Source organism: Yoonia sp. F2084L (assembly GCF_023015625.1).
Classification (GTDB): Bacteria; Pseudomonadota; Alphaproteobacteria; order Rhodobacterales; family Rhodobacteraceae; genus Yoonia.
The window spans coordinates 915,782-932,685 of the sequence record NZ_JALKAH010000001.1 but is presented as its reverse complement, the minus strand read 5'-3'; the positions used below and the strand labels follow the sequence as shown (position 1 = coordinate 932,685).

17 protein-coding genes are annotated in these 16,904 nt (G+C 56.6%); 6 read left to right on the top strand and 11 right to left on the bottom strand.

The features are described from left to right. Positions 1–21: 21 nt before the first annotated feature. From radA to alr, 4 genes are read right to left on the bottom strand one after another with little or no spacing between them, the layout of a single operon-like run. On the bottom strand, positions 22–1,386 hold the full coding sequence (gene radA, locus MWU60_RS04580) for a DNA repair protein RadA (protein ID WP_247225941.1): 1,365 nt from the start codon (positions 1,384–1,386) through the stop codon (positions 22–24). Positions 1,387–1,439: 53 nt separating this feature from the next. Beyond that, positions 1,440–1,829: a DUF4087 domain-containing protein gene (locus tag MWU60_RS04575; protein ID WP_247225940.1), complete on the bottom strand. Its 390-nt coding sequence runs from the start codon at positions 1,827–1,829 to the stop codon at positions 1,440–1,442. A gap of 55 nt (positions 1,830–1,884) precedes the next feature. After that, positions 1,885–2,325: a paraquat-inducible protein A gene (locus MWU60_RS04570; protein WP_247225939.1), complete on the bottom strand. Its 441-nt coding sequence runs from the start codon at positions 2,323–2,325 to the stop codon at positions 1,885–1,887. A gap of 56 nt (positions 2,326–2,381) precedes the next feature. Further along, positions 2,382–3,419, bottom strand: a complete 1,038-nt coding sequence (gene alr / locus MWU60_RS04565) for an alanine racemase (protein WP_247225938.1) — start codon at positions 3,417–3,419, stop codon at positions 2,382–2,384. A gap of 124 nt (positions 3,420–3,543) precedes the next feature. Here alr and MWU60_RS04560 point away from each other — a divergent pair, with 124 nt between their 5' ends. Further along, on the top strand, positions 3,544–4,707 hold the full coding sequence (locus MWU60_RS04560; RefSeq protein ID WP_247225937.1) for a sterol desaturase family protein: 1,164 nt from the start codon (positions 3,544–3,546) through the stop codon (positions 4,705–4,707). Between the two features lie 25 nt (positions 4,708–4,732). Here the strand turns inward: MWU60_RS04560 and MWU60_RS04555 are convergent, their stop codons facing one another. The 5 genes from MWU60_RS04555 to pyrC all read right to left on the bottom strand — a co-directional run bounded on the left by MWU60_RS04555 (position 4,733) and on the right by pyrC (position 9,626). After that, positions 4,733–5,725 carry an aldo/keto reductase gene (locus MWU60_RS04555; RefSeq protein ID WP_247225936.1) on the bottom strand — a complete coding sequence of 331 codons (993 nt, stop codon included), beginning with the start codon at positions 5,723–5,725 and terminating at the stop codon, positions 4,733–4,735. Further along, complete coding sequence (locus MWU60_RS04550) at positions 5,718–6,095, bottom strand: MerR family transcriptional regulator (RefSeq protein ID WP_247225935.1); 378 nt, start codon at positions 6,093–6,095, stop codon at positions 5,718–5,720. The genes MWU60_RS04555 and MWU60_RS04550 overlap by 8 nt, the downstream gene beginning before the upstream one ends. Positions 6,096–6,158: 63 nt before the next feature. After that, positions 6,159–7,646 carry a replicative DNA helicase gene (locus tag MWU60_RS04545; RefSeq protein ID WP_247225934.1) on the bottom strand — a complete coding sequence of 496 codons (1,488 nt, stop codon included), beginning with the start codon at positions 7,644–7,646 and terminating at the stop codon, positions 6,159–6,161. Between the two features lie 200 nt (positions 7,647–7,846). Further along, positions 7,847–8,515 carry an orotate phosphoribosyltransferase gene (locus tag MWU60_RS04540; RefSeq protein ID WP_247225933.1) on the bottom strand — a complete coding sequence of 223 codons (669 nt, stop codon included), beginning with the start codon at positions 8,513–8,515 and terminating at the stop codon, positions 7,847–7,849. A gap of 55 nt (positions 8,516–8,570) precedes the next feature. After that, on the bottom strand, positions 8,571–9,626 hold the full coding sequence (pyrC, locus tag MWU60_RS04535) for a dihydroorotase (RefSeq protein WP_247225932.1): 1,056 nt from the start codon (positions 9,624–9,626) through the stop codon (positions 8,571–8,573). Between the two features lie 118 nt (positions 9,627–9,744). Between pyrC and MWU60_RS04530 the strand changes: the two genes are divergently transcribed. Further along, complete coding sequence (locus MWU60_RS04530; RefSeq protein WP_247225931.1) at positions 9,745–10,032, top strand: hypothetical protein; 288 nt, start codon at positions 9,745–9,747, stop codon at positions 10,030–10,032. Positions 10,033–10,194: 162 nt separating this feature from the next. Here MWU60_RS04530 and MWU60_RS04525 read toward each other — a convergent pair whose 3' ends face one another. Continuing rightward, positions 10,195–11,136 (bottom strand): phosphoadenosine phosphosulfate reductase, encoded by a 942-nt coding sequence (locus MWU60_RS04525; RefSeq protein WP_247225930.1) that lies wholly within the window; start codon positions 11,134–11,136, stop codon positions 10,195–10,197. A 106-nt stretch (positions 11,137–11,242) separates the two neighbouring features. Beyond that, complete coding sequence (locus tag MWU60_RS04520) at positions 11,243–12,466, bottom strand: acyl-CoA dehydrogenase (RefSeq protein WP_247225929.1); 1,224 nt, start codon at positions 12,464–12,466, stop codon at positions 11,243–11,245. Between the two features lie 113 nt (positions 12,467–12,579). Between MWU60_RS04520 and MWU60_RS04515 the strand changes: the two genes are divergently transcribed. From MWU60_RS04515 to MWU60_RS04500, 4 genes are all read left to right on the top strand, one after another. Beyond that, positions 12,580–13,485 carry a MoxR family ATPase gene (locus tag MWU60_RS04515; RefSeq protein ID WP_247225928.1) on the top strand — a complete coding sequence of 302 codons (906 nt, stop codon included), beginning with the start codon at positions 12,580–12,582 and terminating at the stop codon, positions 13,483–13,485. Between the two features lie 69 nt (positions 13,486–13,554). After that, positions 13,555–14,808, top strand: a complete 1,254-nt coding sequence (locus tag MWU60_RS04510; RefSeq protein WP_247225927.1) for a VWA domain-containing protein — start codon at positions 13,555–13,557, stop codon at positions 14,806–14,808. A gap of 70 nt (positions 14,809–14,878) precedes the next feature. Then, the gene (locus MWU60_RS04505) at positions 14,879–15,853 is read left to right on the top strand and encodes an XdhC family protein (protein ID WP_247225926.1); all 975 of its coding nucleotides are present in this window, start codon (positions 14,879–14,881) and stop codon (positions 15,851–15,853) included. Beyond that, positions 15,850–16,830, top strand: a complete 981-nt coding sequence (locus MWU60_RS04500) for a molybdopterin-binding protein (protein WP_247225925.1) — start codon at positions 15,850–15,852, stop codon at positions 16,828–16,830. The genes MWU60_RS04505 and MWU60_RS04500 overlap by 4 nt, the downstream gene beginning before the upstream one ends. The last annotated feature ends 74 nt before the right edge of the window (positions 16,831–16,904 follow it).

Here is a 16,904-nt window from a genome sequence, read left to right as displayed (position 1 = left end):
GTTCGCCTCCTGCGATTGACGCTATCTTGCGCCAAATACCTCTTCTACAAATCCGGCAAGGTCCGTTGCAGTGCGCAACACCAAACCGTCCACTCCTGGCTGTTTGGCCTGTTGTGGAATGATCGCAGTTGTAAAACCAAGTTTCTGCGCCTCTTTCAATCTATTTTCCGTTTGAACGACGGGACGTAGCGCGCCCGATAGGCTGATTTCCCCGAATACGACAGCCTCTGCGGGCAATGCCGCGTCTTCGCGGGCCGACACCAAAGCGGCGGCCACAGCAAGGTCTGCGCCGGGCTCAGAGATGCGCAAACCCCCTGCTACGTTGAGGTATACGTCCAATCCGGTGAAGGGCACACCGCAGCGGGATTCGAGCACGGCAAGGATCATGGCAAGCCTGCCACCGTCCCATCCGACCACGGATCGCCGTGGTTGACTGTGTGGCGAAGGAGCCACAAGTGCCTGTATCTCGCACAGCATGGGGCGACTGCCCTCGATACCCGCGAAGACCACTGAACCGGGGGCAGGGGTGCCACGTTCGGACAGGAAAAGCGCCGAGGGATTCTTAACCTCAGCCAGACCTTTGCCTGTCATTTCAAACACACCGATCTCATCCGCGGGGCCAAATCGGTTCTTCACTGCGCGCAGGATGCGGAACTGATGGCCGCGTTCGCCTTCGAAGTAGAGCACCGTATCAACCATATGTTCGACCACACGGGGGCCGGCGATCGTGCCGTCTTTGGTGACATGGCCAACCATCACCACTGACATCCCGTTGCGCTTGGCAAAGGTTGTCAATTCATGCGCAGAGGACCGGACCTGCGACACTGACCCGGGCGCACTATCAACGTTGTCCGCCCACATCGTTTGGATGGAATCGATGATCGCGAGGTCCGGTTTTTCGGCCTCAAGCGTCGTGAGGATATCGCGGAGGTTTGTTTCAGAGGCGAGCATGACCGGGCTTTTCTCCAGCCCAAGGCGGCGGGCACGCATTTGGACCTGTGCGTTAGATTCCTCGCCGGAAATGTATATGACTTTCAGCCCGTTACGCGCAAATCTTGCGGCGGCTTGCAATAGTAATGTTGACTTGCCAATCCCCGGATCGCCGCCCACTAAAAGCGCGGATGCCTTGACCAGACCACCCCCAAGCACGCGGTCCAGTTCACCGACGCCTGCCTCTGTCCGGGGTGGTTCTTTTTCCTGTGTATCAAGGTCAGTCAGTGGGATTGCCTTGCCTCGGATGGCACCCAATGACTTGCCCTTGGGTCCGCTGGACAAGGCCTTGGATTCGCTGATCGTGTTCCATGCCTGACAGGCGTCACATTGCCCTGACCATTTGCGAAATGCTGCGCCACATTCAGAGCAGGTGAAGTTCAAGTCTTTTGCCATGTTCACCTTTTGGACCAATTTTCAGTAAACGACAACTCCTGCCCAACACGAATTTACTGGTAGTTGGGCTCTGGCGGCAGATTAGGGTCAGTTCGGCACGCGTCCAAAGGACGTGGGTTCATGTGTGAAATGTCTGACACACGTCCACTTGTGGGTTCGAATATCCCGCGAATACAGGCACATCCATGCCCGTAGTAGGCATGTCCGGGTTCACCATTTGACGAAACCCATTGATCATCAAAGGCGAAACTCTGTTCTGCAAGGTCAACAGTTTCCCAAACCTGATAGCCGCCTTGGGTCGCCAATATCCAAGTGCCGTCTGCGTCTTCCAGCCAGTGATTGGCGGGTGTCGGGTTCAAGTACCAACCACAGCGCAATTCTTCTGCAAGAACAGCAGTCGGATGCAGCAGGGCGATAATAGTGATCAATTTTATTATATTCATCATGCGCCAGTTGATGTGCGTATTCTCCAAAACTCGCACAAAACTACGTGACTTTCTACTTGCCTTTGGTTGGCGTCAAAGCTGAAATCAGGATCGACGCGAGGATACAGGCCGTGAACATATAAAGACCCCAGCCGGTTTCGACCTTGCCGATGCCTACGCCTTTAAAGACGACGATATAAAGGGCAATCAGAAACACGTCCGCCATTGCCAGTTTACCGATCCATGACAGGATTGGTAATGTCTTATCCTTCAACAGGTTGAAATGAACCAGAGCCAATCCGATTGTCTTGAGGTACGGCGCAAAAAGCGCAAAAGCCGTGACGAGCAACGCCAAAGCGATGTCGCTTTCCCAAAGGGCCTGCATGCCAGAGATTACGCTGATTTCGCTGAGCCCAAAAATCGGCAGTAACCCCGCCCGCATCAATGGTGCAAACCAGGCAATGGGAAACAGGATCAACAGCGCCAGATTGGCAATTCGCAGGAAGGTTAGCATCGAAATTCCAATAAATTCTGTCTGTTACGTAGGAAAGCTAATGCGGACTGGTTCGCTTACTTACCAAAGGTCTTGCGATTGTAGCGCGCGCCAAGCTGCGTCAGCACCTCGTATCCGATCGTATTTGCCGCGCGTGCCAGATCATCGACGGTTTGATTTGGGCCGATCAAGGACAGTTTTGTTGGCACTTCGGTCAGATCAGTGACGTCAATCGTTAGCAGGTCCATCGACACGCGGCCCACCAGTGGGCAAGGCGTATCCCCGTGATAGAGCGTGGCCTTGTCCGACAGAATGCGCGTGATCCCATCCGCGTAGCCACCTGACACGGTGGCGATCCGCGAGGGCCGTTCAGCCTGCCACGCATTGCCGTAACCCACGACTTCACCTTCGGCGACATCGCGGATTTGGATCACCGGCAGATCAAGCTCTACCGCTGGTGCGGCTGTCTCGAAAGGCAGACCGCCATAAAGACCGATGCCAGGGCGCGTCAGGTCAAAATGATAGTCGGGGCCCAGCAGTATACCACCGGTTGCCGCCAAAGAGCGGGGCACCTGAATACCGTCCGTCATCTTATGAAACTGTGCAAGTTGATAGGGGTTCATCGGGTGATCAGGCTCATCCGCGCAGGCCAAATGCGACATCACCAGGCGCGGCTGTTGCGCTAATGCCAGTTCAGCCACCGCTGCCCATTCCTGCATTTCCAGACCAAGGCGGTTCATGCCGGTATCAAGCTGAATACCAAAGGGATGGCCGGGCAGGGTTTCGAGGTGATGCGTCAGCTGTTCCACCGAATTCAGCATCGGTGTCAGGCCCAGATCGCGGATCAGGTCAGTGTCGCCTTTCATATGCCCTGAAAAGACGCAAACCTCGGGTTTTGGCCCCAGTTCTTCACGTATTGCGACGGCCTCTTCGGCCACGGCTATGAAGAATTGGCGCACGCCTGCCTTGAACAGCGCCTTAGAGACGTTCGCTGCCCCCAGCCCATAGCCGTTGGCCTTGACCACGGCGGCTGTTTTGCAGTTGGTCATGCTGTCCAAAGCGCGCCAATTGGCGACGACAGCGTCAAGGTCGATGATCAGGCGTCCGGTACTCATTGCGACCTTTTGGCAGGGGTGCGGAGGCTGGGCAAGCGTTTTGGCGACGTGAGGGGCTGCAATAGAGGTTTTCCTGCCATTCTCTTGCCAATTTTATGCGGCTATGGTGATCGCAACTTAATGAGTGAGGCACGTCTTGGGCATTCTGAACAAAATCATCACCCAGTTGGAAACACCACGGGATCAACGTCCTTTGGGGAGCGGCTGGTTATCGGGGGCTTTGGCGCTTTTGGCGTCGCTTGCGGGTCTGTTGATCGTGCTGTTGCGCTGGTTTCCAGAAACCCTGTCCTATCCAGAGATCGCTTTCATCCAAGACAGTGGGGTGGTGACGGTCTTTTTGCGGTTCACGCTTTTGTCGGGCTATGCGTTGTCATTGCTTAGCCTGATCCTGAGTGCGCGTAAATCATTGGGGTGGACGGCTTTAGCGGTCTCTGTCGTGGCCTCGCTCATGGCAACAACCCAGCCGCAAATCGGCACCGAGGCACCGCAGAGCTTCTATTTTGGCCTTGATTACTTCATCATCAACGTCCTGATCGTTGGCTTTCTCTTTGTCCCGCTTGAGCGTTTCTTTCCCGCGCGTTCCGAGCAAACCGTTTTCCGGGCGGAGTGGCAGGAGGATATGTTCTACTACCTGATCAGCTCCATGTTGGTGCAGGTTCTGGGGTTCATCACGCTGGCGCCATCCAACTACGTCAACGCGCAAATACCGCTTGATGACGTTCGGATTTATATCGTGAACTTGCCGTTCTTTGTGCAGGTGATCATCATCATGATGGCCACTGATTTTGTGCAATACTGGGTGCACCGTGCGTTTCATACCTATCCGGTGTTGTGGCGTTTTCACTCCATCCACCATTCCACCAAGAAAATGGATTGGCTGGCGGGCGCCCGCATGCACTTTGTCGAGATTGCCGTGCTGCGCAGCTTGACCGCAGTGCCGATGTTCACGCTGGGCTTCAAGCCCGAGGCGATCCAAGCCTATCTGTTGGTCGTTTACTTCTATTCCAGCTTCATCCACGCCAACATCGGCTGGAAACTTGGGTTTCTGGAACGCTTCTTTGTCACGCCCCGCTTTCACCATTGGCATCACGGGTCAGACCGGGCAGCGATTGATATCAACTACGCCAGCCATTTCCCGATCTATGACTGGCTTTTCGGCACGCACCACTTGCCTGAAAAGGACTGGCCAGCGGCCTATGGCGTAATCGGCGACACTGTGCCCAAAGGCTACTGGCGGCAGTTCGTGCATCCGTTCCTGAAGGACAAACCCAAAGAACCGGCAGAGTAGGGCGGGGCGAGCCCCGCCATCACCTTCAGAGCGTTGTTGGCGGGCCTTCTTCGGGCCGATCAAGTATCGTCTCGATCTCGGCCATCTGTGCGGACGTCAGCGGGCCATGCTCTAGCGCGCCACAAAGATCATTGACCTGCTCTGGCGTGCGGAAGCCCGGGATCGGCATTGCATTAGGTGTACGCGCCCACAGCCATGCAATTGCACCTTGTACAAGGCTGCGCCCGTCAGATCGAAGCGTGTCACGGACGGCGTCCAGCTGTGCGAGGTAGGCATCGGTGATTTTCCCGTCCTTGAAATAGCCTTGCCAGCCCGGATCATTGCCGCGGATCTCATCCTTGCTGAAGGTGGTCTTGGCGTCGTATTTGCCGCCAAGGATGCCCATTGCAAGGGGCGAGCGTATCAGGGACAGTTGATTGGTTTCCTCAACGGTTGCGACCATCTGTGTGACGGGCACAAAGACGTTCATTGCATGCTCGACCGCCGTAAAGCCGGGGTGATCTGCAAAAGCGCGGAGGCTGTCGGGAAAGTCAGTCGACCATCCGTAGGCACCAATGATCCCATCGTTATAAAGCTTTGCCAACATATCGAACGCGGGCTTGGCGTCATCGACAGCTAATTCGTTGTTGTGGTGCAGCACCAGATCAATCCGGTCGCGCCCCAGCCGCTTGCGTGATGCATCAATGGATTGCCGAATAAATTCGGGGTCATTGTTGGGGCCGATCAGTTGCTTTGTTTCGGTGTCGATGTCCAAACCGATCTTGGTTGCGATGGCAACGTCCGGGTGCGCCTTGAGCGCTTGCCCCAGCACGACCTCGGAATGACCGCAACCATAGGCCTGTGCGGTGTCGAAATGCATCACACCCTGTTCGACGGCAGCAGCGACGGCGGCCCTGGACACGGTGTCATCAACCTCGCCCCAGCCGACGGCAAGGCCGTTGGTAAAGAACGGACCCCCAATGGCCCAGCAGCCAAGGCCAAGGGTTGGTTTGGTCGGAATATGTTTGAAATCAGCCATCTGAGACCTCCAATGATGTGCGGTACATATTGATCTTTTGGTCGAGGAAATGCTTGCAGGCTTTCAATTCAGCTTCGCGGTGCGCCAGCGTGATGGCGTGCCGTTCCAATAAAGCCAAACGCAGGGCGCGTTGGTCGGGCGCATTGCAATCCGGCGCATGCGCCGACATCGCAAAGCGTTTGACGTCATCCAGTGGCATCCCTGTGGCACGCAGCCGTTCAAGGGTTGTCAGCCAGTTCACGTCATCACCGCTAAACACCCGCCAACCGCGTGTGTCGCGCTGAATGGGTGCCAGCATGCCGGATTTTTCGTAGAACCGAATGGTGTCTTGGGTCAGTCCAGAGCGGGCCGCAGCTTCGTTGATTCGCATCGTGCATTCCTCCGATGGCCAACGAGTTAGCCTATTGGAGTCACTCCAAGTCAAGCGGCGGTTTTAAAATTGTTCTGTCTGATCCTGCTGCCACGGTTTAGCTAAGTCGCTAAACCGAGTAAATTCTGCCGTGAACGCAAGCTCCACCATACCGATAGGCCCGTGACGCTGCTTGCCAACGATGACTTCGGCCTTGCCATGCAAGCTCGACATTTTTTCCTGCCAAGCGGCGATAGCTTCCATATTGTGATCTTCGGGCTTTTCACGCTCGACATAGTATTCGCCACGGTAGACGAACATGACCACGTCGGCGTCCTGCTCAATCGAACCGGATTCGCGCAGGTCCGACAGTTGCGGGCGCTTGTCTTCGCGGTTTTCAACCTGACGCGAGAGCTGTGACAGGGCGATGACGGGAATGTTGAGCTCCTTGGCGATGGCTTTGAGCCCCATCGAAATCTCGCCGATCTCCTGTACCCGGTTTTCTGACGTACCGCGCACAAGCTGCAAGTAGTCCACGATCAGCACATCCAGCCCGTGGGTCCGCTTCAGTCGGCGGGCGCGGGCGGCAAGCTGCGAAATCGGGATCGCGGCAGTGTCGTCGATGTAAAGAGGGCAGGATTCAAGCTGCTTGGCGGCATCCACAAAACGACGGAATTCGCTTTCGGTCATGTCGCCCTGGCGGATCTTATGCGATGAAATCTCGGAGGCTTCGGCCAGAATACGACCCGCCAGTTGTTCCGCGCTCATTTCAAGCGAGAAGAACCCGACCACACCGCCATCGACAGCCCCTTCGCTACCGTCTTGCAACTTACCCTTGCGGTAGGCCTTGGCGATGTTGAACGCGATATTGGTCGCAAGCGAGGTTTTCCCCATCGAAGGGCGCCCGGCAAGGATCAGCAGGTCGGACTTGTGCAAACCACCCAGCTTTTTATCCATATCCGTCAGGCCAGTAGAGACCCCGGCTAAACCACCATCACGCTGGTAGGCGGTATTGGCGACGTTCACGGCCTCGGTGACGGCGGCAAGAAACGACTGAAAACCCTTCTCGGACACGCCCTGTTCGGCAAGCGAATAAAGTGCCTGTTCCGCTTCGACAATTTGCTCTTTGGGCTCATGCTCCACGTCGACTTTCGCGGCTTTGTCGGTGATATCGCGGCCCAGCTTGATCAACTCGCGCCGCGTTGCCAGATCATAGATCATCTGGGCATAGTCACGCGCAGCAAAGGCTGAAATTGCGGCACCAGCCAGACGGGCCAGATACGGCGGGCCGCCAAGTTCTTTCAGTCCTTCATCTTCTTCCATGAAGGTTTTCAACGTCACTGGACTGGCCAGCATATTGCGTCCGATCCGGCTTGCTGCAGTCTCAAAAATGCGTGCATGGACAGGATCGTAGAAATGCTTGGGGCCGATGATAGACGCAACCCGATCAAAGACATCGTTATTGGTTAGAATCGCACCCAAAAGCTGTTGTTCAGCCTCAATCGAATGCGGCATCAGATCGGTGTCGGCCTGTTCGACGCCGGTCGCGTTAAATGCAGTTATTTCGTTCATTACTACTCACCTGTTCCCCGGATGGGTCTTAGCAGGCTGCCTGCGCGGCGGGCCAGATCGAAGTCTGTGGATATCGTCGGATAACTTACTCATTATTGCGGAGTTTGCGGCGGCGATCAACATCTTGTATCGCGAAGCGGCGGAATCCCAAGATAGATACCGACTTCACTTGTTTTTATGCACAGTTGTGGAAAAGAAAATCAGGCGGGTTTCCACCCAGCCGGGTCATTGAGGTAGGCCTCAACCGCACTCAGCGTCGCCGCGTCGTATGCTCCGCGCGCCTTGGCCTCGGCCAATACGTCCCACCATGTGCACAGACTGATCAATTGAACCCCGTGATTGCTCAGCGTCTCTTCGACGCCGTCGAAAATCCCGTAGTAGAAAATCACTGCGGTGGCCGAACATGTTGCCCCTGTTTCCCGGATCGCATCGACGAAAGACAGTTTTGATCCGCCATCGGTGGTCAGGTCTTCAACAAGGATCACGCGCTGGCCTTCGGTCATCACGCCCTCGATGCGGGCGTTGCGACCGTACCCTTTGGGTTTCTTGCGGACATAGGTCATGGGCAAGGCCAGACGTTCGGCGACCATCGCGCCGAAAGGGATACCGGCGGTTTCACCGCCTGCCACATTGTCAAAAGCCTCAAACCCTGCTTCGCGCATGATTGAAACAGCCATGAAGTCCATCAGTGTCGCGCGGACACGCGGGAAAGAGATCACTTTGCGGCAATCCACATAAGTTGGGGCCTGTTTGCCTGATGCGAGCGTAAAGGGTTCGGCGGCGTTAAAACTAACGGCCCCAATCTCGATCAACATGCCCGCTGTCAGGCGCGCTATTTCATCTTTGGCAGGAAAGGAAGTGGGGATCATTCAAGCAGCTTTCGTCTTCTCATGTTCAAAAATACCTCCGCCGGAGGCATAAAAGTTAAGTCTCTGTCACCCGCCAATGCAGATCAAACCCCGGATCAAAAACTGTCACTGGACCATCGCCGGTTTCAATCTGTGCAGGATAAACCACCGGCTCACCTTTTGTCAGTGTGATCGTGTCTTCGTTCGGGGCCAGCCCATAAAAACGCGGCCCATTGAGAGAGGCAAAGTCTTCGATCTTGCGAATTTTACCCGCAGCGTCAAAGACCTCAGCTAGACAAGACATCGTGTTTGTGGCGGTAAAGATCCCGGCACAGCCACACGCCTGTAGCTTCAGCGGATCCGTATGCGGCGCGCTGTCGGTACCCAGAAAGAAACGTTTGTCGCCAGAAACCGCGGCCTGAACCAGTGCCACCCTGTGCGTTTCGCGTTTCGCGACAGGCAGGCAATAGTAATGCGGCTTGATCCCGCCCGCCAGAATATGGTTCCGGTTGATGATCAGGTGATGGGTTGTGATCGTGGCGGCCAGGTTCTTGATGCTGTCCCGCACATAATCGACTGCATCTTGCGTTGTGACATGCTCCATCACGATTTTCAGGTCAGGGACCTTTTTGCGCAGTGGTTTCAGTACCTTGTCGATAAACGCAGGTTCACGATCAAAGATATCAATGTCGTTATCCGTCACCTCGCCATGGACACAAAGCGGCATACCAATCTCGGCCATGACCTCTAACACTGGGCGGACTTTCTCAAAGTCGCGCACACCTGAGGCAGAGTTTGTCGTCGCCCCAGCAGGGTAGAGCTTGACGGCCGTCGCGATCCCGGCTGCATGCGCAGCACGCACGTCTTCCGGGTCGGTTGCTTCGGTCAGGTAGAGCGTCATGAGCGGAGTGAACCGCGCGCCTGCCGGCATCGCTTCTATGATCCGTGTCCGATAGGCCTCTGCCTGCGCGGCCGTGACAACGGGCGGCACAAGATTAGGCATGATGATAGCCCGAGCGAAATGGCGGGTGGTTTCTGGCAGTACCGCCTGCAACATCGCACCATCGCGCAGATGCAAATGCCAATCATCAGGGCGGCGGATGGTCAGGCTGGTCAAATCTTTATCAGGCATAAATCGCAATTACACCGTTGCGCGGGGGGATGCCATAGGTGTTGTCACGGGCCTTGCAGATACGGCCGCTATTTCTGATATTCATCTGCATACGTTGGTTCCTGAGAGGAGATACGACATGCTTGGCTTTTTGATCGCCGCCGCCGCCGGTTTTTTCACGCCGCAACTTGAAGGTCCTGTCGCAGGGCCGATTGTCAAAGTGCTGGAAGGCTACTTTCCGGTTGCACCAAATGAAAGGCGACTGATTGCGTTCATGGTTGCCCTTTTGGCTGCGGCTCTTCTGGCGGTGCTACTTGAGAGTGGGACTGTCTTTGGCGTCATCTTTGGAGCGATTCTGGGCTACTTTGGCACCCGCATTTTCAACCTTCTCAAAAAGACGATCGAAGGGCGCCGCGACGCGGAATAGCGCATAGTGCCGCAAACCAGTAACGCAGCCTTGGCCGTTTTCGACAGACTTGCTTCGCGTATCTATCTAAAAACACCGAATAAGATACAACGCGCAAAACCTCAGTGATATCAAACTAGGGCTGGCGCGTACCAGTGTCGGCAGGCAGGTCCACCGCGACCTCTATTGTGTCTGACCATCACCGACTGCGATAAGTTCGGCACGCTTTTCGGTAAAAAATGCGTCGTGCCCGCGCCGTAGCATGTAGTCACAGATGATGACGGCAAGGCGGGGATGCCCGGTTCTGACCAATCGGCGCACGAGGGCGCGCACATATGACAGGTCATAGCGCCGCGCGCGCAGCAATTGCACAAAACGCTTGCGGTCCAATGCGTTATCCATGGCGAGTTTGATCAAGATGTCATGGATACCCATACGGTCAAACGCCTGATCAAGCGCTGTGCCCAGCAAAGGACAAGGCAGCGCTGTCACATGGGGTTTAAGGAATAGTGCTGCATGACAGGCATCAATGCGTTGTATCGGATCATAGGCGATAAACACATCACTTGCTGCCTCGATCATCGCAGGCGCATACCCGTATCTGCCGCGAAAGTCGTATTTGCGCGCCGCAAGATAGCGCCCGTCCCAACCCGCGATTGTGGCATCAAGCGTAGCCTGTGGGCGCAATGCGATGACCGTAGAACCAGGGGCCGAGACCGAGAATGCCGCCGCCGCATAAGCCGCCCCTCCATCGCCGCCGTGAAAGATAATTTTCGCGAAGTCTTCGAAAAACCCGTCGTCAACCATGCGGTCGAAAAAGTCGTAAACGGCTTCGTCCCGGAACCAGCTTTCCTGCGTTGAAAACAGCGCCAGATGCGACCAACCATCATGGCGGGCATAGGCAAAGCCACGCGGTTCCGCGTTCGCATTGCGTGCCTGCACGGTCGGTGCGTTCTCAAAGGTCACCAGCAGGTTGTTACCCGCTTCAAGAAACCCGGCAAAATGCGTTTGGCCAAGCTGCTCGAAAAAACCGAATTCCTCGCACAACTCGTCAACGGCACCCATCCACGCGTTCGCGCTCAGGTCCGTCAGATCTGTTTCAATGGCAAGTTGCCGGTCAACCATTTACGCGCTCCGCCGTCGGGTCTTTGCCCGATCTCATCGGTGCAAATACCAAGGCTTTACGGCGGTATATGGGCGATGATGTGCCCTCGTCTTACGGCATATCGTGCTAAAAGAAGGCCTGTAGCCCGGTTTGTGCACGCCCCAAGATCAATGCGTGCACGTCATGCGTGCCTTCATAGGTATTCACGGTCTCTAGGTTGACCATATGGCGCATGATCTGAAAATCTTCGCTAATCCCGTTGCCGCCGTGCATGTCGCGCGATGCCCGCGCGATATCGAGTGCTTTGCCACAATTGTTGCGTTTCATCAGGCTGATCATTTCCGGGGCGGCTTTGCCTTGCTCCATCAAGCGGCCCAATTGCAGGGCGGACTGCGTGCCAAGCGCGATTTCGGTCTGCATATCGGCCAGTTTTTTCTGGAAAAGCTGGGTTTGGGCAAGTGGTTTGCCAAATTGTTTGCGGTCCAGCCCATATTGGCGGGCTGCATGCCAGCACGCTTCTGCCGCACCCATCACACCCCAGGCAATGCCATAACGCGCACGGTTGAGACAGCCAAACGGCCCTTTGAGGCCCTGAACACCGGGCAAAAGTGCCTCTTCGCTGACCGCCACATTGTCCATGACGATTTCACCGGTAACAGAGGCGCGCAGGCTAAGTTTGCCGCCGACTTTGGGTGCAGAAAGACCTTTCATGCCTTTTTCGAGCACAAAGCCGCGAATTTTGCCTTCATGGGCGTCGGATTTGGCCCAGACCACGAAGACATCCGCGATCGGCGCATTGCTGATCCACATCTTCGATCCGTTGATCACATAACCATCTGCGGTCTTTTTCGCGGTCGTTTTCATACCTGCAGGATCGCTGCCTGCATCAGGTTCAGTCAGACCAAAGCAGCCGATCAGAGTGCCGGCGGCCAATCCGGGCAGGTATTTCTGCCGCTGTGCATCGCTGCCGTAGGCGTGAATAGGATACATCACCAGCGATGACTGCACTGACATCATGGACCGGTAACCACTATCCACGCGCTCAATCTCGCGGGCGACAAGACCGTAGGTCACATAGCCAGCCCCCAGACCGCCATATTCCTCGGGGATCGTCAGGCCCAGCAAACCAGCAGCACCCATTTCAGCGAAGATGCCCGGATCAACGGTCGCCTCACGGTAGGCATCTGTCACACGGGGCTGCAAGGTGTCTTGCGCAAAGACATTGGCCGCATCACGCAACATACGCTCGTCTTCGGTCAACTGGTCCTCCAGCCGAAGCGGATCCGCCCAATCGAAAGGGCCAAGGTCGGGGCCAAAACCCGTTGCCTTGATCGGTGTGGAATCATTCATGGCGCAAACTCCTTTTGATGTTGGGCGCAGGCTATGCCTTTGGCCGGGGCGGGGCAATGGACGGCTTGACGCGGCGGGCCCGGGATGCAGTTGTAAGACGCGGAGGAACTGACATGGCATTTGCAAGCATTGATGATGTGCAATCGGCGCTGGCGGCAGAGAATTACGTTTGCGGGCGGGCGCTGGCCACGGTTGTGTTTCTCAGCCTGAAGCTGGGGCGCCCGTTGTTTTTGGAAGGCGAGGCGGGCACCGGCAAGACCGAGATCGCAAAAGTCATTGCGGCGGCATTGGGCAGACGCCTGATCCGGCTGCAATGCTACGAGGGCCTTGATGCGTCATCTGCCGTTTACGAATGGAACTTTGCGGAACAAATGATCGCGATCCGTGCGGCAGAGGCAGCAGGAGGCACCGACCGCGATACGCTCAAAACCGAGCTTTTCACCGAAGAGTATCTGATTGAACGCCCGCTGTTGCAAGCTATGCGCCCGCAACCGGGTGGAGCGCCTGTTCTGTTAATCGACGAACTCGACAGAACTGATGCACCCTTTGAAGCGTTTCTTCTTGAAGCACTCAGCGATTTTCAGGTGACGATCCCTGAATTGGGCACCATCGCCGCGCCCGAAACACCTATCGTGATCCTAACCTCAAACCGCACGCGCGAAGTGCATGACGCACTCAAACGCCGCTGTCTGTATCATTGGGTCGACTATCCCGACTTCGACCGGGAAATGGAGATATTGCAAGCCCGCGCCCCCGAAGCGTCAGAAAACCTGTCACGCGAAATTGTGGCTTTCGTTCAACGCCTGCGCGGCGAAGACCTGTTCAAGAAGCCCGGCGTTGCCGAAACAATCGACTGGGCAAAATGCCTCTTGGCGCTTGATGTGATCAATCTGTCGCCGGCAACGATTGCGGACACGCTGGGTGCGATTCTGAAGTATCAGGACGACATTCAAAAGCTGCAAGGTAGTGAGGCGAAGCGGATTCTGGATGAAGCCAAGGCGGATTTGGAAGTCGCCTAATGCTTCTCATGTTCAAAAATACCTCACAGGGGTCTGGGGATGTGAAATCCCCAGTCCAACATTAACAACATGCTCCAACACCCCGAACTTGATCTGCCTGACGATCCAAAGCTGGCACAGAACATCACCCATTTCGCGCGTGCCTTGCGACGGGCGGGACTGGCCATCGGGCCGGGGCGTGTGATCGACGCGATCCGCGCGGTGCAAGCGGTCGGCTTTTCCCAAAAGTCAGATTTTTACTGGACGCTTCACGCCTGCTTTGTCAGCAAACCCGAAGAACGGACGGTCTTTGCGCAGTTGTTTCGGCTTTATTGGCGTGATCCGCAGTACCTCGAACAAATGATGTCGTTTCTGCGCCCCATGGTGCGCAGCACGCAAGAAGAACGTGCGGCGCAACCTGCCGAAAAGCGTGCGGCAGAAGCATTGCTTGATGGGCAAGACCGGCCCCTGCCCAAGCCGGAAGAGAACGAAGATGAGATCGAGATTGATATCGACGCTTCGCAAACAGCGTCAGCCGAAGAACGATTGCGCACGCTTGATTTTGAGCTGATGAGCAATGCGGAAATGGCCCAGGCCACGCGCATGCTGGCCACCTTGTCGTTGCCGGTCCCACCTGTGCTGAGCAGGCGAACCCAAGCGCGGGCAGGCAAGCTGCCCGATTGGCAAGCCACAATGCGTACAGCCATGCGCCGTGGCGGCGAAGTCACGGATTTTGCGACAAAGCGGCGGCGGATCAGGTATCCTAATCTTGTGGTCATTTGCGATATTTCGGGGTCTATGTCGCAGTATTCACGTGCTGTTTTGCATTTCGTTCATGCAGTGGCCAACCGGCAAGCGCAGGGTTGGGCGCATGTCCATGCTTTCACCTTTGGCACAAGGCTGACGAATATCACGCGCCATTTGCGCCGTCGTGACGTGGATGCAGCGCTTGCCGCCGCCGGGGCTGAGGCGCAGGATTGGGAAGGCGGCACACGCATTGGTGCGTGTTTGCACGACTTCAACCGCGACTGGTCGCGGCGGGTGATGGGGCAGGGTGCTGTCGTGCTGTTGATTACCGACGGCTTAGACCGCGATGCGGACAGCAATCTGGCGCGCGAGATGGAGCGGCTCAACCTGACTGCGCGCCAGTTGATCTGGCTGAACCCTTTACTGCGCTGGGATGGCTTTGCGCCCAAGGCCACGGGCATCATGCAGATGCTGCCGCATTGCAGTAGTTTTCGCGCGGGCCATAACATCGCATCGCTGGAAGGACTGGCGCAGGCGTTGTCACGGCCTTTCGACGGGGGCGAAAAAGCGCGGCTGATGGCGATGATGAAAGAATAAGATTGCAAACCCCGTGTCGCGCGGCGCGACCTGTGATAAGATCAGACTAGTCAACTAACATGTGGAACAGATGACAGAATCAATCACCGACCTCCCACAACTTGCTTTGAATTGGCATCGCGCTGGTCGCGGTGTCGCAATAGCGACTGTCGTGCAAACCTGGGGGTCCGCACCGCGCCCTGTTGGCAGCCAGCTTGTGATCGACGCCGATGGCGCGATGGAAGGCTCTGTGTCGGGCGGATGTGTTGAAGGCGCAGTCATCACCGAGGCGATTGACGCCGTTGCCGACGGTCGTCAGCGGGTGCTGGAATTCGGGGTCAGCGATGATGAGGCTTTTGCCGTTGGGCTGGCTTGCGGCGGTGAGATCAAAGTACTGATTGAACCTGTGGGCCCGGTTATGCCCGTGGAATTGCTTGAACGGCTGATCGAGGCGCGGTCCGAGGCAAAACCCATTGCCTATGTCACCGATCTGGAAAGCGGCGCGCCCCGGCTCCAGGCTGCTTCTACCTATCCTGACCGCTTTCGGATGGATCGGTCGGGTGTTGAAGAGGACGGACGGACCTTCGTTGCCGTGCATAATCCGCCGTTGCGCATGATCATCGTTGGGGCCGTTCATATCGCCCAGCACCTTGCCCCAATGGCAAAGGCCTGCGGGTATCAGGTTACTCTGATTGATCCGCGCCCCGCATTTGCATCGCAGGCACGCTTTCCGGGTGAAACGATTGTGGACGATTGGCCGGATCAGGCGCTGCGCCATATGAAACTTGATGCGCGTACCGCCGTCGTGACCCTGACCCATGATCCAAAGCTGGATGATCCGGCGATTGTAACTGCACTGGAATCAGAGGTATTTTATCTGGGATGTCTTGGATCAACGCGCACGCATGCCAAACGCGTTGAGCGCCTCAAAGAGGTTGATTTCACGGATGATGAGGTCGCGCGCATTCACGCGCCGGTTGGTCTTGATCTGGGCGGGCGCAGCCCTGCAGAAATCGCCGTCAGCATCATGGCGCAAGTGACCGAGACTTTGCGGAAACCGGCGTGAAGTTCGGGCGCATTGCCACGGCGGAGGCACTAGGAGCCGTGCTCGCACATTCGGTTCCATTGACAAAAGGACGCTTGCGCAAAGGCCATGTGTTGTCTGCGGCAGACCTTGAGGCATTGCAGGCGGCGGGGCAGGATACCGTCACCGTGGCCCAGTATGAAACCGGCGATGTGGATGAAGATACTGCCGCCGCGCGACTGGCAGAGGCCCTCGCTGGGTCAGGTTTGCGGATCAGTCAAGCTGCGACAGGGCGGGTCAATCTTTTTGCAACGGGCCTCGGAATTGCGCAGATCAATGTCGCCCAGATCAATGCATTCAACGCGGTCAATCCGATGATCACCGTGGCCACGGTCCCACCTTACTTCCGTGTCGACGCAGACACGATGGTCGCAACCATCAAGATCATTTCCTATGCCGTCCCAGAGCAGGATGTGGACCAAGCATTGTCTGCTGCACGCGCCAGTCTGTCGGTACTGCCCGCACAATTCGCGACCGCTACGCTGATCGAAACGCAGATCGGCCCAACACCGTCCGACAAAGGCAGGCAGGCTTTGCATGGGCGCCTTGACCGCCTTGGGCTGACACTGACGTCCCGCGTGATTGTGCCGCACACGCGAGATGCCTTGGCGCATGCCGTGCAAGAGGCGACTGGTGATGTGGTTTGCATCCTGACCGCCTCTGCGACCTCGGACATCAATGATGTGGGGCCGGCAGCGGTGCGTGAAGCAGGCGGAAGCGTCGCGCAATTCGGGATGCCGGTGGACCCCGGCAACCTTTTATTCTTGGGTTATTATGGGCAAAAGCCCGTTATCGGACTGCCCGGTTGCGCGCGTTCACCCGCCCTTAATGGGGCGGACTGGGTGCTGGAGAGGGTCGTTTGTGGTGTAACACCAACCCCTGCTGATTTCGCCAAAATGGGGGTCGGTGGCCTGCTGAAGGAAATCCCGACCCGGCCTAAACCACGCGCTGAAATCTAGGCGCAAGAGGCCACTGCTTTGCAGGTGCGGCGTAACTAGGGTGTTCTCAACCGGGCATAGGCGTGCTTAACTCT